Source organism: Streptomyces spiralis, assembly GCF_014654675.1.
In the GTDB taxonomy this organism is placed as follows: Bacteria; Actinomycetota; Actinomycetes; order Streptomycetales; family Streptomycetaceae; genus Streptomyces; species Streptomyces spiralis.
In genome coordinates this window covers 15,798-40,405 of sequence record NZ_BNBC01000021.1, presented here as the reverse complement: position 1 = coordinate 40,405, position 24,608 = coordinate 15,798, and the positions used below count along the sequence as shown (strand labels likewise).

Below are 24,608 nucleotides of genomic sequence, written 5' to 3'. Positions count from 1 at the left end.
TGCAAATGGCTACAAGAAAGGTCATATGGTGCGCTCGGATCCTGGTTGTCGCCCATACGGCGTGTATGTTCCGGGGCCGAGAGCCATGGAAGGGACCAAACCGGTGAACAAGAAGCTCGCGGCCGCACTGTCCGGCGGTGCGGTACTGGTACTGGCACTGACGGGATGCACCGGCAACAGCGCCGACGACAAGAACGACGCGCTGGACGCCTGGGCCAAGCAGGTATGCGAAGGGGTGCAGCCGCAGGCGAAGAAGATCGAGGCCGCCAACGCCGCGATCCAGAAGGAGACCTCGGACAACAGCTCTCCGGCCGACGTGCAGAAGACCGACGCCCAGGCCTTCCAGGACATGTCCGACGCCTACAAGGCGATCGGCGCCGCCGTGAACACGGCCGGGGTGCCCAAGGTCGACAACGGCAAGAAGAAGCAGCAGGACGCCGTCAAGGAGCTCAACGACCTCGGCGCCTCCTACGCCTCGCTCAAGCAGCAGGTGGACAAGCTCGACACCAAGGACCAGGCGAAGTTCGCGGACGGCCTCAAGGACATCGCGACCCAGCTGGACAAGCTGAGCAAGAGCGGCAGCGACGCCCTGAAGAACCTCGAGGAGGGCGACGTCGGCAAGGCGATGGCCAAGCAGCCGAGCTGCAAGTCCGCCTCCGCTTCCGCCCCCGCGTCGGGCGCGACGACCAACGGCTGACCGGTACGCGCGCGTGCCGCCGCACCACAGGCACGCGCGCGTGCGATGCCGCGCGTACGACTTCGGTGGGACGTGCGCGTACGACAGCGTGAGACGCGCGTGTGCGCGTCGGTGGGACACGCAATGTCGGTGGGAGCCGACACAATGGGTGCGTGAGTGACTCCAGCCTGCCCGCACCGACCGCCCTGCCCGCCGCCGACCGCCCCGATGTCGCCGCCCGGCTCCGGGACGCCCTGCTCGGCGCCTCCTTCACCGCCGACGGCCTGCTCGAACTGCTCGGCGCCCCCGCGTACGCGGCGCTGGCGCGCAGCGAGACCGTGCCCGCGCTCCGCGCGACGCGCGGGGACACGCCGCTGGAACTGCTCGTCCGCCTGTTCCTGCTGCAGCAGCCCGTGCCGGCCGCGCGCGTGGCGGACGTCCTGCCTGTGCCGGAGTGCCTGGAGGCCGGCTGGCTGACGCGCGTCGGCGGGGACGAACTGGCCGCGACCGTGGACGTCAGGCCGTACGGCGGTCTCGACGGCGAGGACTGGTTCATCGTCTCCGACCTGGGCTGCGCGGTCGGCGGCGCGGGAGGCATCGGCAGCCGCGAGGAGGGCGTCGTCCTCGGCGTCGGCGGCGCCTCCACCACCCTGGCCGGCATCACCGTCCGTACGCCCGTCGGTTCCGCGCTCGACCTCGGCACCGGCTCCGGCATCCAGGCCCTGCACGCGAGCCGGCACGCCACCCGGGTGACCGCCACCGATGTCAACCCGCGTGCGCTGCACATCACCGCGCTCACGCTCGCGCTGTCCGGCGCCCCGGCCGCCGATCTGCGCCAGGGCTCGCTGTTCGGGCCGGTCCGGGACGACGAGACGTTCGACCTGATCGTGTCCAACCCGCCCTTCGTGATCTCTCCCGGCGCCCGGCTGACCTACCGCGACGGCGGGATGGGCGGGGACGATCTGTGCCGCACGCTCGTTCAGCAGGCAGGGGAGCGGCTGAACGAGGGCGGGTTCGCGCAGTTCCTCGCCAACTGGCAACACGTGGAGGGGGAGGACTGGCAGGACAGGCTCAGGTCGTGGGTGCCCCGCGGGTGCGACGCGTGGATCGTGCAGCGCGAGGTGCAGGACGTCACGCAGTACGCCGAGCTGTGGCTCAGGGACGCGGGCGACCACCGCGGTGACCCGGCCGAGTACCAGGTGCGCTACGACGCCTGGCTGGAGGAGTTCGAGGCGCGCAAGGTGAAGGCGGTGGGCTTCGGCTGGATCACCCTGCGCCGGACGGGCTCGGCCGTGCCCTCCGTCATCGCGGAGGAGTGGCCGCACCCGGTCGAGCAGCCGCTCGGCGACACCGTGCGCGCGCACTTCGCCCGCCTCGACTATCTGCGGGACCACGACGACGCGGCCCTGCTCGACGGACACTTCCGGCTCGTCGGAGAGATCGTGCAGGAGCAGGTCGGGCTGCCGGGCGCCGAGGACCCGGAGCACGTGGTGCTGCGCCAGCAGCGCGGGATGCGCCGGGCCACCACGGTGGACACCGTCGGCGCGGGCTTCGCCGGTGTCTGCGACGGGACGCTGAGCGCCGGCCGGATCCTGGACGCCATCGCCCAGCTGGTGGGCGAGGACCCGGCGCTGCTGCGCGACCGGACGCCCGCGCAGATCCGGCTGCTGGTGGAGCAGGGGTTCCTGGAGCCGGCTCACTGAGAGCGGGCGGGACCGGGGACAGCGGACAGGGACAGGGACAGACGGCAGCTGACAGGGAACGCACGACAGGGAAACAGACGACAGGGGACAGGGGGCGGCGAACTTTTTTCGGACACGGCCCCGGCGCGCGTGAGCCACCGGCCGATGACCGTACGTGAGCGGGAATGGGAGCCCGTCCGCCCCCCGTTCACCAAGGGTTGGCCCGGCCGTGGTCCGCGCGTGCCAGCCTCCCCGACCGGGGTTCCGGAACGGGGAGGGGATGTACATGGAGAGCGGACCGGCGATCTTCGCTGGGGCGGTGTTCGCCCTGTTCGGAGCGGTTCTGCTGGGGTGGACGGCGGTCCGGGTGCGGCAGCGGGAACCCGTCGCGCTCGGCGTGCACCCGATCATGGCGGCGACCGCCGCGAGCGTGATCGCGCTGGGAGCTCTGGCCCTCGGAGCGTGGTGTTTCTCACGTCTGTGAGGACCGCCACGGCACCCCGGTCCGCGTAATCGGCACGTCACGATACGTGTCCGGCCGGACGGGCGGGTGAGCGGTCCGGGCGGCAGGAAGGGCTGTAGTCGGGTTACCGTTCGAGTGGCCGTTGCGGGCTTTTCCCGTTTGACACGGGGGCGGGCTGTACCGTCACACTCCGCAGCGTCAGCACGACCCGACCCCGGGAAGCCAACGCCTGGGGAGACCCAGCGAGACCCAGCGTCGACCGGAGAGAAGAGCGAAGTTGTCCCCGACCAGCGAGACCGCACAGGGCGGCCGCCGACTCGTCATCGTCGAGTCGCCTGCCAAGGCGAAGACGATCAAGGGCTACCTCGGCCCCGGCTACGTCGTCGAAGCGAGCGTCGGGCACATCCGCGACCTTCCCAATGGGGCCGCGGAGGTCCCCGAGAAGTACACCGGTGAGGTCCGCCGCCTCGGTGTGGACGTAGAACATGACTTCCAGCCGATCTATGTCATCAACGCGGACAAGAAGGCGCAGGTCAAGAAGCTCAAGGATCTGCTGAAGGACTCCGACGAGCTCTTCCTCGCCACTGACGAGGACCGGGAGGGCGAGGCCATCGCCTGGCACCTCCAGGAGGTCCTGAAGCCGAAGATCCCGGTCAAGCGGATGGTGTTCCACGAGATCACCAAGGACGCGATCCGCGAGGCCGTCGCCAACCCGCGCCAGCTCAACCAGAAGCTGGTCGACGCCCAGGAGACCCGCCGCATCCTCGACCGCCTCTACGGCTACGAGGTCTCGCCGGTGCTGTGGAAGAAGGTCATGCCGCGGCTGTCGGCCGGCCGTGTGCAGTCGGTCGCGACCCGGCTCGTGGTCGAGCGGGAACGCGAGCGGATCGCCTTCCGCTCCGCCGAGTACTGGGACCTGACGGGCACCTTCGCGACCGGCCGCGCGGGCGACCCGTCCGACCCGTCGTCGCTGGTCGCCCGCCTGCAGACCGTCGACGGCCGGCGCGTGGCCCAGGGCCGGGACTTCGACTCCCTGGGGCAGCTGAAGTCCGCGAACACCCTCCACCTCGACGAGGCGAACGCCCGTGCGCTCGCCGCGGCCCTGGAGAACACCCGCTTCTCCGTCCGCTCCGTCGAGTCCAAGCCGTACCGCCGCTCGCCGTACGCCCCGTTCCGTACGACGACGCTGCAGCAGGAGGCCAGCCGCAAGCTCGGCTTCGGCGCGAAGGCGACCATGCAGATCGCGCAGAAGCTGTACGAGAACGGCTACATCACGTACATGCGTACGGACTCCACGACCCTGAGCGACACGGCGATCGCCGCCGCCCGCGCCCAGGTCACCCAGCTGTACGGCGCCGACTACCTGCCGCCGCAGCCGCGTACGTACGCCGGGAAGGTCAAGAACGCGCAGGAGGCGCACGAGGCGATCCGCCCCTCGGGTGACCGTTTCCGCACCCCCGCCGAGACCGGCCTGACCGGCGACCAGTTCAAGCTGTACGAGCTGATCTGGAAGCGGACCGTCGCCTCCCAGATGAAGGACGCGACCGGGAACAGCGTGACCGTGAAGATCGGCGGCACCGCTGCCGACGGCCGGGACGTCGAGTTCAGCGCCTCCGGCAAGACGATCACCTTCCACGGCTTCCTCAAGGCCTACGTCGAGGGCGCCGACGACCCGAACGCCGAGCTCGACGACCGCGAGCGGCGCCTGCCCCAGGTCGCCGAGGGCGACGCGCTGTCCGCCGAGGAGATCACGGTCGACGGCCACTCGACCAAGCCCCCGGCCCGCTACACCGAGGCCTCGCTGGTCAAGGAGCTCGAGGAGCGCGAGATCGGCCGCCCGTCGACGTACGCGTCCATCATCGGCACGATCCTCGACCGCGGCTATGTGTTCAAGAAGGGCACGGCCCTGGTGCCGTCCTTCCTGTCCTTCGCCGTGGTGAACCTCCTGGAGAAGCACTTCGGACGGCTCGTCGACTACGACTTCACCGCCAAGATGGAGGACGACCTCGACCGCATCGCACGCGGCGAGGCCAAGGCGGTGCCGTGGCTGAAGCGGTTCTACTTCGGCGAGGCCAACGGCATCGGCGGCGCGGCCGAGGCCGGCAACGGCGACGGGGACCACCTCGGCGGGCTCAAGGAGCTGGTGACGGACCTGGGCGCGATCGACGCGCGCGAGGTGTCGACGTTCCCGGTGGGCAACGACATCGTGCTGCGCGTGGGCCGCTACGGGCCGTACATCGAGCGCGGTGAGCGGGAGACCGAGGCACACCAGCGCGCCGACATCCCCACCGACCTGGCCCCGGACGAGCTGACCGTCGAGCTGGCCGAGGAGCTGCTGGCCAAGCCCAGCGGCGAGCGAGCGCTGGGCACCGACCCGGAGACCGGACGCCCGGTCGTCGCCAAGGCCGGCCGTTACGGTCCGTACGTCACCGAAGTGCTCCCCGAGGGCACGCCGAAGACGGGCAAGAACGCGGTCAAGCCGCGCACGGCCTCGCTCTTCAAGTCGATGTCCCTGGACACGGTGACGCTGGACGACGCGCTGAGGCTCATGTCGCTGCCGCGTGTCGTCGGCACCGACGCGGACGGCGTCGAGATCACCGCGCAGAACGGCCGCTACGGTCCGTATCTGAAGAAGGGCACGGACTCGCGCTCGCTGCAGTCCGAGGACCAGCTCTTCACGATCACGCTGGAGGAGGCGCTGGCGATCTACGCCCAGCCCAAGCAGCGCGGTCGGGCCGCGGCCAAGCCGCCGCTGAAGGAGCTGGGCGAGGACCCGGTCAGCGGCAAGCCGGTCGTGGTCAAGGACGGGCGGTTCGGTCCGTACGTCACCGACGGCGAGACCAACGCGACCCTGCGCTCCGACGACAGCGTCGAGACGATCACCCCCGAGCGCGGCTTCGAGCTGCTCGCGGAGAAGCGCGCGAAGGGCCCCGCCAAGAAGACCGCGAAGAAGGCGGCCGCCAAGAAGACGACGGCGAAGAAGACGACGTCCACGGCGGCCAAGAAGACCGCGGCCAAGAAGACGACGACCGCCAAGAAGACGACCACCGCGAAGAAGACGGCCGCGAAGAAGGCGACCGCCTCGAACGCGGCGGCGGAGGACTGATCACGGGCAGAGCGCGCCCCGGCACCGCTTCGGTGTCGGGGCGCGCACACGTTCGGACGGTCACGGCGTGCTGTCGGTGCGTCCCGATAGGCTGAACGCATGACGCGAGCCGAGCAGCCAACGGCCCACACCCCGGCCCCCGACGACGCACTGGTGGCGGATTCCCGCGAGCGTGCCGTCCGCGCCCTGTTGCGCCGCCCGCAGCTGAAGCGACTGTGGAGCGCACAGCTGGTGGGGGGCATCGGGGACACCCTCGCGCTCCTGGTCCTGGTCGTCCTCGTCCTGCAGGCGACTCTCGCCCAGGGCTCCTTCGGCGGCGGCTACCGGGGCGTGGCGTTCGCGGTGGCGATCGTCTTCGCGGCGCGGATCCTCGCGACCGTGCTCTTCGGCGCGGTCCTCCTCGGCCCGCTCACGTCGCTGACCTCCCAGGAGGGGCCGCTCGACCGGCGCTGGACCATGGTCGGCGCGGACGGGCTGCGGGCCGCGCTGATGATCGTCGCGCCGCTGTGGATCGACTGGACACCGGGCAACGCGCCGACCGTCCTGGTGGTCACCGTCTTCGTGACCGGGATCGCCGAGCGCTTCTGGACCGTCTGCCGCGAGAGCGCCGCCCCCGCCCTGCTGCCCGCACCGCCTCCGGAAGGCGCCACCGTGCGGCCCCTGCCGGACCACATGGACGCCCTGCGCCGCCTGTCGCTGCGCACGAACTTCCTGGCGATCCCGCTGGCCGCGGCCGCACTGGTCGTCGCGTCCCTGTTCAACAACCTCCTGGGCACCGGCGTCGCCTGGTTCGACCAGCACCAGGCGGCCCTCGGCGCATACGTCGCGGCCGGTCTGTTCGCCGCGTCCCTGTCCGTGCTGACCTCCCTGGAGCTCCCCGGCACCCGCACCCCGCGCGCGCGGTCCCCGCTCGAGGGGCTGCGCCGCCCGAGGACGGGCACCGGCGTCGACAAGGGCCGCACGGGGGCCGTTCCGCTGCTCGTGCTCGCCTCCGCCGCCGTCGCCGGTGCGATCGCCGCCGCGGTCTCCGTCTGCGTGCTGCACGCCGCGGACCTCGGCGGCGGCCCGGTGCTCTACGGCCTGGCGGTGCTCGCCCTGACCGGCGGGGTCGCAGTCGGCATCCGTACGGCACCCAGGGCACTCGTGGCGCTGTCCCGGCGGCGGCTGCTGGCGCTGGCCATCGCCGTCACCGGTATCGCGCTGCTCGCCGCCGGACTCGTCCCGGACGTCACCACCGTCCTGCTGATCCTCGCCGTGGCCGGCGTGGGCGCGGGCATCGCCGCCAACACCGGGCACACCCTGCTCGACCAGGAGGCCGAGGACTACCGCCGGCCGCGCATGACCGAGCACCTGCACGCGGTGGTACGGGTCTTCGTCGCCCTCGGTGCCGTGCTCGCCCCGGTGGTCGCGGCCGGAATCGGCCCCCACCGGCTGGAGAACGGCCGGTTCGTGTTCGCGCACGGCGGCGCCGCCTTCACGCTGATGCTGGTCGGCGCGCTGCTGCTGCCGGTGGCCGCGCTGGTGCTGGCCAAGGTCGACGACCGCTCCGGCGTACCGCTGCGGCAGGACCTGGTCGACGCGCTGCGAGGCGACGACCCGGTGACGGCACCCGCGCAGTCGGGTTTCTTCATCGCCCTGGAGGGCGGCGACGGCGCCGGGAAGTCCACCCAGGCCGAGGCGCTCGCCGACTGGATCAGGTCCAAGGGACACGAGGTCGTGGTGACCCGCGAGCCGGGCGCGACACCGGTCGGCAAGCGGCTGCGGTCCATCCTGCTGGACGTGTCCTCGGCCGGCCTGTCGCACCGCGCGGAGGCCCTGCTGTACGCGGCCGACCGCGCGGAGCACGTCGACACGGTGGTGCGGCCGGCGCTGGAGCGCGGTGCCGTCGTGATCTCCGACCGGTACATCGACTCGTCGGTGGCCTACCAGGGCGCGGGCCGCGACCTGTCGCCCACGGAGATCGCCCGCATCAACCGCTGGGCGACGAACGGGCTCGTGCCCCATCTGACAGTCCTGCTGGACGTGTCACCGGACGTGGCCCGGGAGCGGTTCACCGAGGCGCCGGACCGGCTGGAGTCCGAGCCGGCGGAGTTCCACGCGCGCGTGCGCTCCGGTTTCCTCACCCTGGCCGCCGCCGACCCCGGCCGCTACCTCGTGGTGGACGCGGGCCAGGAGCCCGAGGCCGTCACGACCGTCGTACGGCACCACCTCGACCAGATGCTGCCGCTGTCCGAGGCCGAGGTGAAGGCCCAGGAGGAGGCGCGGCGGCAGGCCGAGGAGGAGGCCCGCCGCAGGGCCGAGGAGGAGGCCCGGCGCAAGGCCGAGGAGGAACGCCTGGAGCGTGAGCGCCAGGAGCAGCTCGCCCGGCTGCGCGCCGAGGAGGAGGAGCGCAAGCGGCGCGAGCTGGAGGAGGCGCAGCGCCGCGAGGCCGAACGTCAGGCCGAAGAGGCCCGGCAGCGGGCCGAGGAAGCGCGCCGGCGCGCCGAGGAGGAGCGTGCCCGGCTGCTCGCGGAGGAGCAGGCCCGGGCGGAGGCCGAGGCCCGCCGCAAGGCCGAGGAGGAACGCCTGCGCCGGCAGGCCGAGGAGGAGGCCCGGCTGCGGGCCGAGGCCGAGGCGCGCCGCCTGGAGAAGCAGCAGAAGGCCGAGGAGGCCCTGCTGCGGGCGGAGGAGGCCCGGCGGGCGGCCGAGCAGGCGGCTGCCGCCGCGCAGGCCGGTCCGCGCCGGTCGGCGCCTCCCGCCGCCGATGCCACGCCGCCGGAGGCGGTGACCGTGCCGACGCCGGTGGTGACGCCGACGGACGCCGCGGGTGGCCCGGCGAACCCGCCGGGCGGTCCGACGGGTGGTCCGACGGACGAGACGGCGGTCCTGCCGCCGGTACGGGACGACGAGCGGGGCGAGGCCTCGGGTGAAGGCGCGGCCGAGGGTTCAGACGCGCCCCAGGGGCCCGGGTCCGCACCCGACTCCGAGGTCACGGCCGAGCTGCCGCAGCCGACCGTGCCTCCGGCCGGTCCGGGAAGCGCGGGAACTCCGGGAGCGCCGGAGGTACCGGGAGCGGCGGACGAGACGGCGGTCCTGCCGCCGGTCGGTGCCGGGGAGCCCCCGGCCGGGACGGCGGAAGAGACGGCGGTCCTGCCGCCGGTCGGTGCCGTAGAGCCCCCGGCCGGGGCGGCCGACGAGACCGCGGTGCTGCCCCCGGTGCGGTTCGACGACCCCGCGGATGCGCACGGTGCCCGGAGCGCCCAGGGTGCTTCGAGCGACAGGGACGACAGGGACGACCGGGACCTCCGGGGCGGGGACATCGCGGACCGCGTTCCGCCCGGGTTCTTCCGGGACGAGCGGCCGGCGGCCGCCCGGCCGGACGGTTCCGACGACCGTACGCGCGAGCTGCCGCAGATCGAGGCCGAGGGCGGCGCGCCACGGCGTCCCCGGCCGGACTGGGCCGAGGAGACCCCGCTGGACGACCTGCCGACCCTGGCGGACGAGCTGCTGGGACCGCACGAGTACCAGGAGGGCGGCGAGGCCGGGGAGGAGTACGACGACGGCCACGGGAACGGACGGGGCCGCGGACGCGGCCGCGGCCGCCGGGGCTGACCCGGAACCTGCGGAGCCTCTCCGCCGGAACCTGCGGAGGGTCCCTCCACACCCTCCGCAGGCCGGTCCATGCCGTCGTCGGCCTCTGGCCCGGTCGGCCGCCGGACTCGTTGTCAGTGGCTGCCCGCACAATGGATCCCGGAGCACGAACCAGGACGGAAGGGCGGCGTGACCCATGAGCGTGTGGGACGACCTCGTCGGGCAGGAGCGGGTCAGCGAGCAGCTGGCCGCCGCCGCCCGGGACGCCGACGCCCTGGTCACAGCGGCCTCCGGTGACGCTCCGCCGCCGGAGGCGTCGAAGATGACGCACGCGTGGTTGTTCACCGGGCCGCCCGGGGCCGGGATCACCCAGACGGCGCGGGCCTTCGCCGCCGCGCTGCAGTGCGTGAGCCCCGACCGAGCGCTCGGTGGCGCCCCCGGCTGCGGTTTCTGCGACGGCTGTCACACCGCGCTGGTCGGCACCCACGCCGACGTCAGCACGGTCGCCGCCGTCGGCGCCGAGATCCTGGTCAAGGACATGCGGGACACCGTCCGCAAGTCGTTCACCTCCCCGGCGAACGGCCGCTGGCAGGTGATCCTCGTCGAGGACGCCGAGCGGCTGAACGAGAAGTCCGCCAACGCCGTCCTGAAGGCGGTCGAGGAGCCCGCCCCGCGCACGGTGTGGCTGCTGTGCGCGCCCTCGATCGAGGACGTCCTGCCCACGATCCGCTCCCGCTGCCGCCACCTGAACCTGCGCACGCCGTCGGTGGCCGCCGTCGCCGACATGCTCGTGCGCCGCGAGGGAGTGGAGCCCGACGTCGCGGCCGCCGCCGCCCGCGCCACGCAGGGCCACGTGGACCGGGCCCGCCGCCTGGCCACCGACCCGGCCGCGCGCGAGCGCCGCGCCGCCGTCCTGAAGCTCCCGCTCCGCCTCGACGAGATCGGCGGCTGCCTCAAGGCCGCCCAGGAGCTGGTCGACGCCGCGTCGGACGACGCCAAGGCGCTCGCCGAGGAGATGGACGCCAAGGAGACCGAGGAGCTGAAGGCGGCGCTGGGCGCGGCCCAGGGCGGCCGGCTGCCGCGCGGCACGGCGGGCGTGATGAAGGACCTGGAGGAGAAGCAGAAGCGCCGCCGCACGCGTACGCAGCGCGACAGCCTCGACCTCGCCCTGACCGATCTCACCGCGCTGTACCGCGACGTCCTCGCCCTCCAGCTCGGCTCTCGTGTCGCGATCGCCAACGCGGACGTGGAGGACGTCCTGGAGCGCATCGCGCGCGGCAGCTCCCCGGAGTCGACCCTGCGCCGGATAGAGGCGATCGCCGCCTGCCGCGACGCCCTCGACCGCAACGTGGCCCCGCTGCTGGCGGTGGAGGCGATGACGATGTCCCTGAGAGCCGGCTGACGGGTCCGGCCGACAGGAGCGGCCGGACAGAGGCCGGCAGGTCCGGCCGGACGGATCGGGTCGGCGGGTCGGTGGCGCCAGGCGGCCCCGCTGGTGCTGTTGACGGCTTCACTCGTACGAGGCGCGCTGCCCACGAAGCGCACCGGAGCGGTCGCAGAGAGTTACGCTCGCCTGATGTACATCAGGCGCGCCCTTCGTCCGACCAGTCAGGGTCCCCGAGGTTCCCGGAGTCCCCGAGGTTCCCGAGATCCCCAGGCTCCTCGACCCCCCGTCGCCACCCACGTGGCCCGCCTGGCCCGCACAGCCCGCGCGGGCGGCGTCTTCCTCGCGGCCGCCGCCCTGCTCGTCTCGGCCTGCTCCTCCGCGAGCACACAGCACCGGCCCGCCCCCGCGGCGAACGCGGTCCTGGCCGCGTTGCCGCGGTCCACGCCCTCCGCCCTCGCGCCGTACTACGTCCAGAAGCTCACCTGGCGCGACTGCGGGGCCCCCGGCTTCCAGTGCGCCACGCTGAGGGCACCGCTCGACTACGCCGACCCGTCCGCGGGCGACATCCGGCTGGCCGTTGCCCGCAAGAAGGCCACGGGACCGGGCAGCCGCCTTGGCTCGCTGCTGGTGAACCCGGGCGGCCCGGGCGGCTCGGCCATCGACTACCTGCAGCAGTTCGCCGGCGTCGGCTATCCGGAGGAGATCCGCGCCCGCTACGACCTGGTGGCGATGGACCCGCGCGGGGTCGCCCGCAGCGAGCCCGTGGAGTGCCTCGACGACCGGGACATGGACACCTTCACCAAGACCGACATGACTCCCGACGACCGCGCCGAGACCGACGCGCTCGTCGGCGGGTTCCGGAGGTTCGCGGAGGGCTGCGGCGCGCACGACCCCCGGGTGCTGCGGCACGTCTCCACCGTGGAGGCTGCCCGCGACATGGACGTGCTCCGGGCGGTCCTCGGCGACCAGAGGCTGAACTACGTGGGGGCGTCGTACGGGACGCTCCTCGGCGCGACGTACGCCGGGCTGTTCCCGGGACGGGTGGGCCGTCTCGTCCTGGACGGCGCGATGGACCCGTCCCTGACCGCGCGCCGGCTGAACCTGGACCAGACGGCGGGCTTCGAGACCGCCTTCCAGTCGTTCGCGAAGGACTGCGTGCGCCAGAGCGACTGCCCACTCGGCGGACCGGGCACCACTCCGGCCCAGGCCGGCGACCACCTCGAGGCCTTCTTCCGCAAGCTGGACGCACACCCCCTGCCCACCGGGGACCCGGACGGCCGCCGCCTCGTCGAGGCGCTCGGCACGACCGGGGTCATCGCGGCGATGTACGACCAGGGGGCCTGGCCGCAGCTGCGCGCGGCACTGACGGCGGCGATGAAGAAGAACGACGGCGCCGGCCTGCTCTCCCTCTCCGACACCTACTACGAACGTGACACCCGGGGCCACTACAGCAACCTGATGTTCGCCAACGCCGCCGTGAACTGCCTGGACCTGCCCCCGGCCTTCTCCGGCCCGGCCGCAGTGGAGGAGGCCCTGCCCTCCTTCCGGAAGGCGTCCCCGGTCTTCGGCGAGGGCCTGGCCTGGGCGTCCCTGAACTGCGCGTACTGGCCCGTCAAGCCCACCGGCGAGCCGCACCGCATCGAGGCGAAGGGGGCGGCCCCCATCGTGGTAGTCGGCACCACACGCGACCCGGCCACCCCCTACCGCTGGGCCCAGGCCCTGGCCTCCCAGCTCTCCTCGGCCCGCCTGCTCACCTTCGTCGCCGACGGCCACACCGCCTACGGCCGCGGCAGCCGCTGCATCGACTCCGCCATCGACGCCTACCTCCTCCACGGCACCCCGCCGACACAGGGAAAGCGCTGCTCGTAGCCCCCACACCCGCCCCACGCCCCGCCCCGGAAGACCCTCACCGGGGCGGGTACGAAGCACCCCCGGAAACTGTGTAGACTTACCGACGTTGCCGATCGCACCATGGTGCGAGCAGCACGCCGCTTTAGCTCAGATGGCCAGAGCAACGCACTCGTAATGCGTAGGTCTCGGGTTCGAATCCCGAAAGCGGCTCCGTCGGAAATGCCCAGGTCACCCAATCTGACCTGGGCCTTTCTTATTTCCTTGATCGACTCGCGGTCTACACCACTACCTCGATTGGGCTCCAGAACGGCGCGTCCTCCGAAGCAGGAACTTCCCCGCCGTCGCAACCTCCCGCACATGGCCGCCGTTCGGTGGCTCACAGCTGAGTGGCGCCCCCGTCGACGGCGAGCTCGGCGCCCGTGGTGTAGGTGGCCTCAAAGGCCAGGAACGCGGCAGCCCTGGCGATCTCGTCGGGGGTGCCGAAGCGCTGCATGGGGTTGTGTGCTGCTTGCTGCGCCTTGAACTGCTCGGCAGCCTCTGCGGTCATCCCGCTGCTCTCCAGGATTCCTGTGTCGATGGGCCCGGGGCTGAGCGCGTTGACCCGGACCCCGTGCGGGAGCAGTTCGCTGGCCAGACTTCGGGCCAGCGAACGCAATGCCGCCTTGCTGGCCGCATAGGCACTGGTCTCTGGCAAGCCGATGACGTTGGCGACCGAGGTGGTGAGGACGACGCCGGCGCCCTGGCTCAGCAGCGGGGCAAGCTTCTGCACCGTGAAGTAGGCACCCTTGGTGTTGATCGCGAAGAGCTCGTCGTACACCTCCTCGGTCATCGACTCGAACGGCATCGTGCGGGCGATGCCGGCGTTGACGAAGAGCGCCTGGAGGCTGCCGAGTTCGCGCTTGACGTGGTCGGCCAGGGCATCCAGGTCCGAAAGCGAGCTCACATCGCCTTGGACGGCCGTCGCGTTCTCGCCGAGCTGCCTCCGAGCGGCGTCGAGCCTAGCCCGGGAACGGCCGGTGATCACCACACGTGCTCCGCCGTCGGCGAGAAGCCTCGCCATCGCGAATCCCATGCCACTGGCGCCGCCCGTGATCACAACATTCTTACCGCTGTACTCGTCCATGCCTTTTGTTCCTTCGCTTTCCCGGAACGATGATGCCCGGTAATCGTCAGCCTTTGGGGAATTCGCCGCCGTCGACGATGAGACCGCTCCCGGTCACCCAGCTCGCCCGCTCGGAGACGAGGAACAAGACCGCGTTGGCGATGTCGTCCGGCCGGCCGTCGCGCCCCAGCGGCGGCGTGGTGTTGTCCAGACCCGGGCCCTCGCTGATCTGCGCCCACTGCTCCCGCGTCGCCTCGCCCCCCGGAGTGGTGGTCCGACCGGGAGAGACGCTGTTGACCCGGACCCCGAAGCCGGCCAGCTCCAGGGCCAAGCCCCGGCTGTAGTTCTCCAGTGCCGCCTTCGCCGCCGTGTAGTGCAGGAAGGGCGGCGCCACGGTCGGCGTCGCGGCCGACGAGATGTGCACGATCGCACCTGAACGCCGCTCACGCATCCCTGGTGCCAGCAGCGCGTCCAGGCGCACGGCCGCCAGGAGGTTCAGGTTCAGGGCGTCCTGCCACCCCTCGTCGGGGATGGCCAGCGCACCGTTGTACGGCTGCGCGCCACCCACGTTGTGAACCAGAATGTCCACTCCGCCGAGCCTCTCCTCCGCGGCTGCGGCAAGCGCCTCCGCTCCGCTCCGCGTCCGCACGTCGGCCGCCACGAAAGAAACTCCCTCAGGCACCAGGCTCGCCGCCGACCTGGCAGTCGTCAGGACCTCAGCGCCCGCGTCCAGGAGCTGGCGCACGATGGCCGCGCCGATCCCGCGAGAACCGCCTGTGACCAGCGCCCGCTTCCCCGCCAGCTCGCGCACAACCGATCCGTTCTCGTTCGTGGTCATGCCACAATTCCCCTTATTCGATAATTCGGTCTCGCAAGAATGATCGGCGCGCCCGGAATGTGGCTGTCGAAAAACAGTCACGCAATGCGCGACGCCGACCTTTTTCACGCTACGCGACGGGAAATCGCGGGGCAAAGACCAAATAGCAGCCGAGGCTATAGGCCGTTCCTATGGCATCAAGCCTGGGAGTAAAAGACCCACCTCGCCTGTTGGCACGACGATGGTGCAACGACAACGACCGAGGTGGGCCGCCTCCCGGGGCCGACGCCGAGAGGACGGAAGGCCATGACCCTTCGCCAGTACGAGTACGCCCTGGCCGTGGCCGCAGAGGGATCCGTAACCGCGGCGGCGGAGCGGCTGCACGTCGCCCAGCCGTCGATGTCCCAGCAGATCCGCAGCCTCGAACGCGACCTCGGTGTGAGCCTGTTCGCCCGCACGCCGACCGGTTTGACGCCTACCGCCGTCGGACGGGCCTTCCTGCGGGAGGCACAGGTCGCGGTGAACGCGGCGCGACGCGCCCGGGCGACAGCTCGGGCCGCCGCCGACGACCTGGGCGGGGAGCTGCTGGTCTCGGTGCAGATGGGATTCGGCACACGACAGCTGCCACACGCGCTCGCTGCACTGCGCCGCCGCTACCCACGACTGGAGGTCACCGTCTTCGAGGAGCCAAGCGCCGCCGAGCTGGACCGAATGTGCCGCCGCGGAGTGCTCGACCTTGCGCTGATGGCAGCCTGCGAACAGTCGCCCGACACCGCACACCGTCTGGGGGCCGAAGAGTTCGTCGTAGTACTGCACCCAGGGCACCCGCAGATCGCCGCCGACAGGGTCGATCTGAGTGACCTGGAGGAGCAGTCTTGGGTGAGGTTCGACGACGACAGCGCCCTCGACGCCATACTCCGTCAGGTGCTGCAGGACAACGAGCTCACCCCGATCACCGCCGCCCGCGTGACCCAGACAGCGACCGCCGTACGCCTGGCCGCCCAGGGGCTGGGTACGGCGCTCGTCCCCGCGTCCGCCGTACCGCACGAACACGAACACCTCACCCGGCCGCTGTTCCCAGCAGTTTCCCAGCCGGTCATCGCCGTCCTCCGGGACAGCGTGGGCCCGGCCGAGACGGCCCTGCTCGACCTCCTCCGCCAGGAGACCTGGCCCCAGGCCACTTCGCTTCTCACCGCCTCACCGACGACCGAGAGGGACGCGGGCTGACCGACTCACCAGCGCGAGCCACCGCTCGTTGGCGGGGTCGGCGACCTTGCAGGCAGCGCCACGCGACCGACACGTGGCCGCATTCGAGCCGCCGGACCGCCCGATGCATCACTTTGCGTCGAGGTCGGGCTGGACTTCCAGGACGCAGGCGGCGTCTTCCAGCCCGGTGCCTTCCCCGTCCTCCCACACAATGACCCGGACATGCTTCATGTGGCCGTTGGCGGTCCAGTCGTCTGCCAGGTCGCGCACGACGAGGGCGGCGACGTACTCGGCATCCTTGGTGGGCTCGTCGGTGGTGATGGTGCCGCGCCACTGCTGGGGGTCCCCGTAGGGGCGCCACCCCGCGGAACCGTGCGGTTCATCCACCCGGTATGCCCAGTCCGTCTGCATGCCCATACCACCGATCCTGTCACCGCGAGGAGTCTCATGCGCCGGAGGTCACGCTGAGTCGATGTCCGACGGCGGTCGGACGTCCACGATGAAGTCCGGGTCCTCCGGGTCACGCTCCTCGTCGTGCCAAAGGATGACCCGCACGTGCCTCGCCCGGGGGAGGCCGCGCATCTCCCACTCCGTCAGCAGGTCGGCGACGACGAGGGCGGCGGCGTATTGGGGGCCCTCATTCGCATCGTCGGTGGTGATCGTTCCCTGCCACCGTTCGGCGTCGCTGCCGTAGGGGCGCCATCCCTCGGAGCCGTGCGGCTCGAACACCCGATATGCCCAGTCCGTCTCGGTGTTCATAGCACCGATGCTGTCACCGAGGGGCCCTGAGCCCTCGCATCGGAGGGATGCCCGCCGAAAGCGGCTCGGTCGAAGGCCAGGTCACGTAGTTCGTGACCTGGCCTTTTGGTTGTTTCGGGGGTTTCGCGGCGCTGGGCCGCGATGCCGGAGGCTCCTGCCCTTGCTTGGCCCCATTGGTCTAGTCCAAACTGGCCATTGGTGAAGCTCTGCAGAGTCGGCCGTGCACGATCCGTAGTGCCGTCGCCGGTCCTGATCGACAGGTCGCGGTCATCGGACGAGGGGGATGCCATGTCGGAGAGGACGCCGGTCCCGGGGCTTCCCCGGGTGGGGCATGCGGGCGAGCCGGGACCGCTGGGCCCGCGGCTCCAGTCGTTCCGCAGGCGGGCCGGGCTGAGCCAGGAGGTGGCCGCGTCACGGGCCGGGATCAGCACCAGGGCGCTGCGCGACATCGAGCGCGGCCGGGTCCGGCGGCCCCAGTCGCGTACGCTCCAGCGCCTGGCCCAGGCGTTAGGGCTGACCGGTGGCGAGCTGACGGACCTGCTGGCCGCCGCCCGCACCGGGCCTCCGCGCGGCGCCGGCCGGCCGCGCCTGCTGATCCTCGGCCCGCTCTCCCTCCAACGCGGCCGGACCCCCGTCCCGGTCACCAGCCCGATGCTGCGCCGTCTGCTCGGCCTGCTGGCGCTCAAGCACCCCGAGCCCGCCACTCAGCAGGAGATCACCGACATCCTCTGGCCGTCCGGGCCGCCCGGTTCCCACCAGAGCCTGGTCCACACCTACGTCAGCCAGGTACGCCGGCTGCTGGAACCGGGCGGCTCCCGGACAACCGCCCCGGCCTCCGGCACCGGTCGCCCCGAGCCTTCGGAAGCGGCGGTCCTGAGCGTTCGGCAGGGCTCGTGCCCAGGCCTTCGGCGGGGCTCGTGCTCAGGCCTTCGGCGGGGCTCGTGCTCAGGCCTTCGGCAGCAGTCGTATCGGGGCGCCGGCCAGGTACGCCTCGATGGCCTCGACCGCCTGGCCGTAGTAGCGCTCGTAGTTCGCGCGGGAGACGTAGCCCAGGTGCGGGGTGGCCAGCAGGCGCGGGGCGGTGCGCATCGGATGGTCCGCGGGCAGCGGTTCGGTGTCGAAGACGTCGATGCCCGCGCCGGCGATACGGCCCTCGTGCAGGGCGGTGAGCAGGGCGTCCTGGTCGACGATCGCGGCGCGCGAGGTGTTGACCAGGTACGCCGTCGGCTTCATGAGCGCCAGCTCGGGGGCGCCGAGCAGGCCGCGGGTGCGGTCGCTCAGGGCCAGGTGGACCGAGACGAAGTCCGCGGCCCCGAGGAGGGCTTCCTTGGTGGGGGCCAGGGTCACACCGACCTCGTCCGCCCGCTCCTTCGTCAGGTTCTGGCTCCATGCCGTGACCTCCATGCCGAAGGCGAGACCGACTCGGGCGACCCGGCTGCCGATCCTGCCGAGTCCCAGCAGGCCGAGGCGGCGGCCGTACAGGTCGGCGCCCACGGTGGACTGCCAGGGGCCGCCGGAGCGCAGGGCGTCGTTCTCCCGCACGAGTCCGCGGGCGAGGCCCAGCAGCAGGGCCCAGGTGAGCTCCACCGGCGGGGTCGAGGAGCTCTCGGTGCCGCACACGGTCACACCGTTGGCGCGCGCGGCGGCGTAGTCGATCACCGAGTTGCGCATGCCGGAGGCGACCAGCAGCTTCAACCGTGGGAGCCGGTCCAGGAGCGAGGCCGGGAAGCGGACCCGTTCGCGCAGGGTCACCACGATGTCGACGTCCACCAGCGCCGCGGCCAGCGCGTCCTCGGTGGCGAAGTGTTCGGCGTACGAGATCACTTCCACCCGGCCCGCCAGGGGGGACCAATCGGCGGCGGTGGTCGCGGCGTTCTGGAAGTCGTCGAGCACGGCACAGCGCAGTCGCATGTCTGTTCTCTCCCTCGGGTCGCCCGGCGATTCTCCCTCTCGCGTTCGCCTCTCCCTCGCGTCGCCCGGCGATTCGACGCCGGGACAACCGGCGGATCCGAGGCTGGGGCTTGCGAGCCTGGTCGGGCGGGGCGCAGGGCGGGTACGGGCCCGGGTTCACGGCGCGGACGGGGTCCCGGTCGTTCACCTCCGCCGACCGGGACCCCTCGCGTCCACGGATCAGGCCGACGGCGACACTCCCCCGAGTTGCGCACCCCGTGCGCGCGCCGGTCGGGCCCCGATCCGATGAAATGATCACATCAGGTCCGGCCAACAGATCGCTAACATGGGACCGGTTGTTCTCCTGGCGGAGAGGGGCGGTCGCGGCCGCCCGGAGAGGCAGTGAACGGACGGTGTGATGCGCGGCGAGCTGCGGTTCGGGCTGCTGGGACCGCCGGTCCTGTACGAGCCCGCCCCCGGTGAGTACGCGGTCCGTCCCATCGGCAGTCCCAAGGTCCGCGCCCTGCTCGCCGCGCTGCTGCTGGAGGCCGGGCGGGTCGTCTCCGTCGAGTCGCTGAAGGAGGCGCTGTGGGGCGCGGCGCCGCCGGTCTCCGCGCAGGCCTCGCTGCACAACCACGTGGCCCGGCTGCGCCGGCTCCTCGACGACCCCGAGCGTCTGCGCGCCGTACCGCCCGGCTATCTGCTGCGGGTCGGGCGGGGGGAGCTGGACCTCCATCTGTTCGAGGCGCGGGTCGCGGAGGCGCGCGCCGCGCACGCCGGCGGGGAATGGGCGCGGGCTGCGCGCGCCTGCGCCGACGCGCTCGCGCTGTGGCGGGGCACGCCGCTCAGCGGCCTGCCCTCCGGTTTCGGCGGGTACGCCCTGGTGCAGCGCCTGGAGGAGGCGCGACTGCTGCTCCTCGAGTGGCGCTACGACGCCGAGCTGGGCCTCGGCGGCACCCGGCCCTCCGGACTCGTGCCGGAATTGGCGGCGCTGGCCGCCGAGCACCCGCTGCGCGAGGCGTACCACCGTCAGCTCATGCTCGCCCTGCACCGCACCGGCCGGCAGGCGGAGGCGCTGGCCGTCCACCGCGATCTGCGCGCCCGGCTGATCGAGGAACTCGGCGTCGAGCCGGGGCCCGCCGTGCGGGAGGCTCACCTCGAAGTACTCAGGGGCGCCGGGGGCGAGCACCGCGACGGCGCGGAAGGGCCCGTCGCCCCGGCATCACCGCCCGAGGGCACCCCGCAGCCGCCGCGCCCCGCGCAACTCCCGCCCGCACCCGCCCACTTCACCGGACGGGACGACGTCCTGCCCGCCGTGCGCAGGGCGCTGACCGCGAACCACGGCGAGGGCGACGGCAGTCCGCTCGTCGTCCTCAGCGGCATGGCCGGCGTCGGCAAGAGCGCGCTCGCACTGCATGTGGCCCATGGCCTGGCAAAACGTTTCCCCGATGGGCAGCTCTACGTCAACCTCCACGGCGCCACGCCCGGCATGGCCCCTCTCGCCCCGGCACAGGCCCTGCGCTCCCTCCTCCTCGACCTGGGAACCGAGCCGCGCCACGTCCCCGAACACCCCGACGCGGCCGCCGCGTTGCTCCGGTCCCTGCTCGCGCCGACGCGCACACTGCTGGTGCTGGACGACGCCGGGAGCGCCGCACAGATACGGCCGCTGCTGCCGGCCGGCGCCGGCTGCGCGGTCATCGTGACCAGCCGCTCCCCGCTGACCGCCCTCGACGGCGCCCGCCGCTTCCCGCTCACGCCGCTGTCCGCGCCCGACAGCGCGGCACTCCTGCGGGCGGTCTCCGGACGCGACGACCGGGACGGCCTCGACGCGGGGCACCCGCTCGTCGAGCTCACCGGCCGCCTCCCGCTCGCCCTGCGCGTCGTCGCCGCCCGGCTGGCCGCCCGGCGCGCCCTCACCCCGGACGCGCTGGCCGGGCAACTGGCCGCCACCGAAGGGCGGTTGCACCACCTGGAGTACGACGACCTGAGCGTGCGCCGCTCCCTGGCCGTCGCCCACGACGCGCTCGCCGCCTCCGAACGCGAGGCCGACCGCGACGCGGCCCTCGCCCTGCGCCGCATCGGCGCCCTCGACCTGCCCGCCTACGGTGCGGCCCTGCTCGCCGCCCTCACGGGCACCGACGAGCGCCGCGCCGAGGCCGCCCTGGACCGCCTCGTCGACGTGGCCCTCCTGGAGGAGACGGCACTCGGCCGCTACGCCCCGCACGACCTCGTGCGCGACTTCGCCCGCGAACTGGCGACATCCGAAGCGCGTGCCGCCGCACGTCCCGCCGAGGGCGGCGGTGCGGGCTCCCGGACGGTGCGTGGCCAGGGCGCGGCGGACGGGATGGACCCGGTGGACGCGGTGGGCGCGGCGGACGGGATGGACGTCGTAGAAGTGGCCCTGCGCTGGTATGCGGCCGTGGCGGAGCGGGTGCTCGCCGCGGTCGTCGAGCCCGGTCATGAACGGGACGACCGCCGCCGTCCCACTGTGTCCGAACCGTCCGAGTCCGAACCGTCCGAGAACACCGCCGGCGTCCTCGCCGTTCCGTCCTTCGGGTCCGCCGAGGAGGCCGCCGAATGGGGGCGCGGGGAGCTGGCGAACGTCGTCGCGCTGGCCGAGCGCTACGCCGGCACCGACCCGGTCGGCGCGCGGCGGGACGCGTACCTCTCCCGCCTCCTGCGCCTCTTCTTCCCCTACGTCCAACGCAGCGGGCGCGTCGCCGAGATGGAGGTTCTCGGTCGGGCCGCGCTCGCCGTGGCGCGCCGACTGGGGGACGAGGCGGCCGAGGCGTACGCGCTGAGCGATCTCGCCGGGCTGCACTTCCTGACCGGCCGGCACAGCGACGCCCTCGCCCTGAACGACGCCTCGCTCGCGATCTGGCGGCGGCTCGGCGTCGTCTCACGCATCCGGCGCGGCCTCAACAACCGCGGTCTGCTCCTCGAGGGGCTCGGCCGGTACGCCGAGTCCGGGCAGGCGCTGCGGCAGAGCCTGGCGTACTCGCGGCAGCTCAACGACCCCTACGGCGAGGCCGTCACCCACAGCCACCTCGGCAACCTCTACGAGCACACCGACCCGCGCGCCGCCATCGGGCAGCACCGGCGTTCGCTCGCCATCGGCGACGAGATCGGCGCCGTCATCGTCCAGCACACCGCGCACTGCAACATCGGCTACGCCCACCTCGCCCTCGGCGAACCGGCCGCCGCCGCCCGGCACTTCGAGGAGAGCCTGCGCATCCTCGGCGGGCACGGCGACTGGCACGGCGAGTCCCAGACCCGGCTCGGACTGGTTCGCGCGCTGCGGCAGTTGGGCCATACCGAACGCGCCCACCGCGAGTGCGTCGAGCTGCTGTGCCGCGCCGACGCCCGCGCCGACCGCTACACGGGCGGTCTCGCCCGCCACCAGCACGGGCTCCTGCTGCGGGACCAGGGCCGCACCGAGGAGGCCTACGCGCAGTGGCGCACCGCGCTCGCCGCCCTGGACGGCACGGACGAGAAGGCGGTGACGGGCGAGCTGCGGCGGCTGCTCGCCGACCCGCCGCCGGGCGCACGCTGACCCGGTGGTGCCGGGACGGCGGTCGGTCCGGAGTCGGTCCGGGGGCGCCGCGGTCGTCACTTGGCGTCCGCGTAGCACTCCACCACCGCCGTCGTGAACGGGAACCGCACCGGGGTCTCACCGAAGGTGAGGCGCCCCGCCAGCTCCGCCGCCTCCCGGATGGCCTCGACCACCGTCTCGGCCTCGTCCTGCGGGCAGTGCACGATCACCTCGTCGTGCTGGAAGAAGACCAGTTCGGCCGCCATGTCCCGGCAGGCGCGGCGCAGCCCGGCGAGCAGCAGCAGGGCCCAGTCGGCGGCGCTGCCCTGCACCACGAAGTTGCGGGCGAAGCGGCCGCGGGCGCGGGAGTTGCCGGAGGCGTAGCCCGGCATCCAGCCCTGGTCGGCGGACTGTCCGGCGGGCCCCCCGGCGGGGTGCTCGGCCGGGTCGTCCTGAGGGAGACCCGCCTCCTCCGCCGCGTCCTCGGCCGCCCCGGCCGCCGGCGGGCACGTCCGCCCCAGCCAGGTCCGCACCAGCCGGCCCTCCTCGCCGGCCCGCGCCGCCTCGTCGACATAGGCCACCGCGCGGGGGAAGCGGCGTCTGAGGGCGGCCAGGTTCTTCAGGCCGTCGCCCGAGGTCTGGCCGTAGACCGCACCGAGCACGGCGAGTTTGGCCTGGGCGCGGTCGCCGGAGAAGGCGCGGTCGGAGACCGACTGGTACAGGTCGCTCTCCCGGCCGGCCACCTCCATCAGCCCGGGGTCGCGGGAGATGGCCGCCAGCACGCGTGGCTCCATCTGGTCGGCGTCGGCGACGACCAGCCGCCAGCCGGGGTCGGCGACCACCGCCCGCCGGATCACCTTGGGGATCTGCAGCGCGCCGCCGCCGTTGGTCACCCAGCGCCCGGTGACCGTCCCGCCCGCGAGGAACTCCGGCCGGAACCGCCCGTCCCGCACCCAGTCCTGAAGCCAGGACCAGCCGTGGGCGACCCAGATCCGGTAAAGCTTCTTGTACTCCAGCAGGGGCTCCACCGCCGGATGGTCGACGGACCGCAGCTCCCACCGGCGGGTGGAGCCGACCTTGATCCCGGCCCGGGCGAAGGCCTTGACGACGTCGGCGGGCAGGTCGGGGCGGACCCGGCGGCCGAAGGCGGCGGACACCTCGTCGGCGAGCTCGGCCAGGCGGCGCGGCTCCCCGCCGCCCGCGTACCGCTCGCCGAGCAGCTCGTGCAGCACGCGGCGGTGCACGTCCGCGCTCCAGGGCAGGCCGGCCCGGTTCATCTCGGCCGCCACCAGCATGCCCGCCGACTCGGCGGCGGTCAGCAGACGCATGCGGTCCGGGTGCGCGGTCCGCTCGTGCCGCCGCTGCTGTTCGGCGTAGACCGCGAGCAGATCCGCCAGCGGCAGACCTACGCCCTGCGGCTCGAAGAGCGAGGACTGCGCGCCCGGCGCGGCGGACCGCTGCGGCGGATCCGGCGGTACGGGGCCGCCGCGCAGCCGCGCCAGGGCGGCGGCCGCCGAGCGGGGCTCGCCGTGGCGCCCCTCGTGGCCGAGGAGGAGCGTCTCGGCGTCCTCGATGTCGTAGCACCGCTCCACTCGCACCCCCGCGGCGAGCAGACGCGGATAGACCTCGGCGGTGGACCGCCACACCCACCGCGTGACGTCCGGCCTGCTCCGGACGGCCTCGGCGAGGTCCGCCTCCTCGCGCACCGGCCCGGCGGGCAGCCCGTCCGGGCCGAGGGGGGCGAGCTCCACGCCACCTTCCTCGGCCGGAGCCAGAGCCCACCGGTCGGTCATGTCGCGAGTGTCGCAGGCGGCACTGACAACGGCCCTCCGGCCTGCGGTTTCAGTCCTGCAGCTTGTCGAGCTCCTCCTTCTGCTTGATCAGCTCCTCGATCGCCTCCGCGATGTACCGCTCGGTCGTGGCCTTGTCGATGCCGAGGCCGCTGAGGACGCCGTGGCCGTTCTCGTGCTCCAGCAGGGCCAGCAGGATGTGCTCGGTGCCGATGTAGTTGTGGCCGAGACGGAGGGCCTCGCGGAAGGTGAGTTCCAGGACCTTCTTGGCGTCGGAGCCGTACGGGACGAGCTCGGGCGCGTCGTCGGCGGCGGGCGGGAGCGCGGCGGTGGCGGCCTCTTCGACGGCGTCGAGCGAGACGCCCTGCGCGGTGATCGCCTTCGCGGCGAGGGCCTCCGGCTCGGCGAGCAGGCCGAGGACCAGGTGCGCCGGCAGGCCCTCGGCGCTGTGGGCGTCCTTGGCCTTGCTGTGTGCGGAGACCACCACGTTCCGGGCGCGCGCGGTGTAGCGGCCGAAGCCCTGGCTGGGGTCGAGGTCGGTCGACTCCTTGGGCACGAAGCGCTTCTGTGCCGCCTGCCGGGTGACGCCCATGCTCTTGCCGATGTCGGTCCAGGACGCGCCGGAGCGCCGTGCCTGGTCCACGAAGTGGCCGATCAGGTGGTCGGCCACGTCGCCCAGGTGGTCGGCGGCGATGACCGCGTCCTGGAGCTGGTCGAGCGGTTCGGTGTGGGCCGTCTTGATGGCCGCGATGAGGTCGTCGAGACGGATCGACGCCG

16 protein-coding genes, 1 tRNA gene and 1 pseudogene are annotated in these 24,608 nt (G+C 72.9%); 11 read left to right on the top strand and 7 right to left on the bottom strand.

Annotated features, from left to right (window positions below):
• The first annotated feature begins 85 nt into the window (after nucleotides 1-85).
• From IE318_RS21810 to IE318_RS21775, 8 genes are all read left to right on the top strand, one after another.
• Nucleotides 86-697: a small secreted protein gene (locus IE318_RS21810; protein ID WP_189902831.1), complete on the top strand. Its 612-nt coding sequence runs from the start codon at nucleotides 86-88 to the stop codon at nucleotides 695-697.
• Nucleotides 698-849: 152 nt separating this feature from the next.
• Nucleotides 850-2,379 carry a DUF7059 domain-containing protein gene (locus IE318_RS21805; RefSeq protein ID WP_189902829.1) on the top strand — a complete coding sequence of 510 codons (1,530 nt, stop codon included), beginning with the start codon at nucleotides 850-852 and terminating at the stop codon, nucleotides 2,377-2,379.
• Nucleotides 2,380-2,644: 265 nt separating this feature from the next.
• Nucleotides 2,645-2,842, top strand: coding sequence for a hypothetical protein (locus IE318_RS21800; RefSeq protein WP_189902827.1), 198 nt, complete (start codon nucleotides 2,645-2,647; stop codon nucleotides 2,840-2,842).
• A 256-nt stretch (nucleotides 2,843-3,098) separates the two neighbouring features.
• Nucleotides 3,099-5,927 (top strand): type I DNA topoisomerase, encoded by a 2,829-nt coding sequence (gene topA, locus IE318_RS21795; RefSeq protein WP_189902825.1) that lies wholly within the window; start codon nucleotides 3,099-3,101, stop codon nucleotides 5,925-5,927.
• A gap of 99 nt (nucleotides 5,928-6,026) precedes the next feature.
• On the top strand, nucleotides 6,027-9,518 hold the full coding sequence (tmk, locus tag IE318_RS21790; protein ID WP_189902823.1) for a dTMP kinase: 3,492 nt from the start codon (nucleotides 6,027-6,029) through the stop codon (nucleotides 9,516-9,518).
• A gap of 175 nt (nucleotides 9,519-9,693) precedes the next feature.
• Nucleotides 9,694-10,899 carry a DNA polymerase III subunit delta' gene (locus IE318_RS21785; protein ID WP_189902821.1) on the top strand — a complete coding sequence of 402 codons (1,206 nt, stop codon included), beginning with the start codon at nucleotides 9,694-9,696 and terminating at the stop codon, nucleotides 10,897-10,899.
• Between the two features lie 282 nt (nucleotides 10,900-11,181).
• Entirely contained in the window at nucleotides 11,182-12,753 is a 1,572-nt protein-coding gene (locus tag IE318_RS21780; RefSeq protein WP_373311240.1) for an alpha/beta hydrolase, read from the top strand.
• Between the two features lie 118 nt (nucleotides 12,754-12,871).
• Nucleotides 12,872-12,945 (top strand) — tRNA-Thr (locus tag IE318_RS21775).
• A gap of 166 nt (nucleotides 12,946-13,111) precedes the next feature.
• On the opposite strand, the gene IE318_RS21770 is transcribed toward IE318_RS21775, so the two are convergent.
• Together IE318_RS21770 and IE318_RS21765 are read right to left on the bottom strand one after the other, a co-directional pair.
• A complete protein-coding gene (locus IE318_RS21770; protein ID WP_189902817.1) occupies nucleotides 13,112-13,858 on the bottom strand; it encodes an SDR family oxidoreductase in 747 nt (248 codons plus the stop codon).
• Between the two features lie 46 nt (nucleotides 13,859-13,904).
• Entirely contained in the window at nucleotides 13,905-14,675 is a 771-nt protein-coding gene (locus tag IE318_RS21765) for an oxidoreductase (protein WP_189902814.1), read from the bottom strand.
• A gap of 285 nt (nucleotides 14,676-14,960) precedes the next feature.
• On the opposite strand from IE318_RS21765, the gene IE318_RS21760 reads away from it, so the two are divergent.
• Nucleotides 14,961-15,881 (top strand): LysR family transcriptional regulator, encoded by a 921-nt coding sequence (locus tag IE318_RS21760; protein ID WP_189902812.1) that lies wholly within the window; start codon nucleotides 14,961-14,963, stop codon nucleotides 15,879-15,881.
• Between the two features lie 108 nt (nucleotides 15,882-15,989).
• Here IE318_RS21760 and IE318_RS21755 read toward each other — a convergent pair whose 3' ends face one another.
• Entirely contained in the window at nucleotides 15,990-16,277 is a 288-nt protein-coding gene (locus tag IE318_RS21755) for a hypothetical protein (RefSeq protein WP_189902810.1), read from the bottom strand.
• A 42-nt stretch (nucleotides 16,278-16,319) separates the two neighbouring features.
• A complete protein-coding gene (locus IE318_RS21750) occupies nucleotides 16,320-16,619 on the bottom strand; it encodes a hypothetical protein (protein ID WP_189902808.1) in 300 nt (99 codons plus the stop codon).
• A gap of 141 nt (nucleotides 16,620-16,760) precedes the next feature.
• Here IE318_RS21750 and IE318_RS46330 point away from each other — a divergent pair.
• A pseudogene (locus tag IE318_RS46330) lies at nucleotides 16,761-17,141 on the top strand (helix-turn-helix domain-containing protein); the annotation flags it as partial.
• A 423-nt stretch (nucleotides 17,142-17,564) separates the two neighbouring features.
• On the opposite strand, the gene IE318_RS21740 reads toward IE318_RS46330, so the two are convergent.
• Complete coding sequence (locus tag IE318_RS21740) at nucleotides 17,565-18,530, bottom strand: D-2-hydroxyacid dehydrogenase family protein (RefSeq protein ID WP_189902806.1); 966 nt, start codon at nucleotides 18,528-18,530, stop codon at nucleotides 17,565-17,567.
• Nucleotides 18,531-18,927: 397 nt separating this feature from the next.
• On the opposite strand from IE318_RS21740, the gene IE318_RS21735 reads away from it, so the two are divergent.
• Entirely contained in the window at nucleotides 18,928-22,062 is a 3,135-nt protein-coding gene (locus IE318_RS21735) for an AfsR/SARP family transcriptional regulator (RefSeq protein ID WP_189902804.1), read from the top strand.
• Between the two features lie 56 nt (nucleotides 22,063-22,118).
• Here the strand turns inward: IE318_RS21735 and IE318_RS21730 are convergent, their stop codons facing one another.
• Together IE318_RS21730 and IE318_RS21725 are read right to left on the bottom strand one after the other, a co-directional pair.
• Nucleotides 22,119-23,834, bottom strand: a complete 1,716-nt coding sequence (locus IE318_RS21730; protein ID WP_189902801.1) for a bifunctional 3'-5' exonuclease/DNA polymerase — start codon at nucleotides 23,832-23,834, stop codon at nucleotides 22,119-22,121.
• A 49-nt stretch (nucleotides 23,835-23,883) separates the two neighbouring features.
• Nucleotides 23,884-24,423 (bottom strand): Clp protease N-terminal domain-containing protein, encoded by a 540-nt coding sequence (locus IE318_RS21725; RefSeq protein WP_506005417.1) that lies wholly within the window; start codon nucleotides 24,421-24,423, stop codon nucleotides 23,884-23,886.
• Between the last annotated feature and the right edge of the window lie 185 nt (nucleotides 24,424-24,608).

Excerpts from the sequence above, each read along its gene's own strand:
- IE318_RS21810 (WP_189902831.1), top strand. The coding sequence starts at position 86 with ATGGAAGGGACCAAACCGGTGAACAAGAAGCTCGCGGCCGCACTGTCC.
- IE318_RS21800 (WP_189902827.1), top strand. The coding sequence starts at position 2,645 with ATGGAGAGCGGACCGGCGATCTTCGCTGGGGCGGTGTTCGCCCTGTTC.
- tmk (WP_189902823.1), top strand. The coding sequence starts at position 6,027 with ATGACGCGAGCCGAGCAGCCAACGGCCCACACCCCGGCCCCCGACGAC.
- IE318_RS21785 (WP_189902821.1), top strand. The coding sequence starts at position 9,694 with ATGAGCGTGTGGGACGACCTCGTCGGGCAGGAGCGGGTCAGCGAGCAG.
- IE318_RS21770 (WP_189902817.1), bottom strand. The coding sequence starts at position 13,858 with ATGGACGAGTACAGCGGTAAGAATGTTGTGATCACGGGCGGCGCCAGT.
- IE318_RS21765 (WP_189902814.1), bottom strand. The coding sequence starts at position 14,675 with ATGACCACGAACGAGAACGGATCGGTTGTGCGCGAGCTGGCGGGGAAG.
- IE318_RS21760 (WP_189902812.1), top strand. The coding sequence starts at position 14,961 with ATGACCCTTCGCCAGTACGAGTACGCCCTGGCCGTGGCCGCAGAGGGA.
- IE318_RS21755 (WP_189902810.1), bottom strand. The coding sequence starts at position 16,277 with ATGGGCATGCAGACGGACTGGGCATACCGGGTGGATGAACCGCACGGT.
- IE318_RS21750 (WP_189902808.1), bottom strand. The coding sequence starts at position 16,619 with ATGAACACCGAGACGGACTGGGCATATCGGGTGTTCGAGCCGCACGGC.
- IE318_RS21740 (WP_189902806.1), bottom strand. The coding sequence starts at position 18,530 with ATGCGACTGCGCTGTGCCGTGCTCGACGACTTCCAGAACGCCGCGACC.
- IE318_RS21735 (WP_189902804.1), top strand. The coding sequence starts at position 18,928 with ATGCGCGGCGAGCTGCGGTTCGGGCTGCTGGGACCGCCGGTCCTGTAC.
- IE318_RS21730 (WP_189902801.1), bottom strand. The coding sequence starts at position 23,834 with ATGACCGACCGGTGGGCTCTGGCTCCGGCCGAGGAAGGTGGCGTGGAG.
- IE318_RS21725 (WP_506005417.1), bottom strand. The coding sequence starts at position 24,423 with ATGGGCGTCACCCGGCAGGCGGCACAGAAGCGCTTCGTGCCCAAGGAG.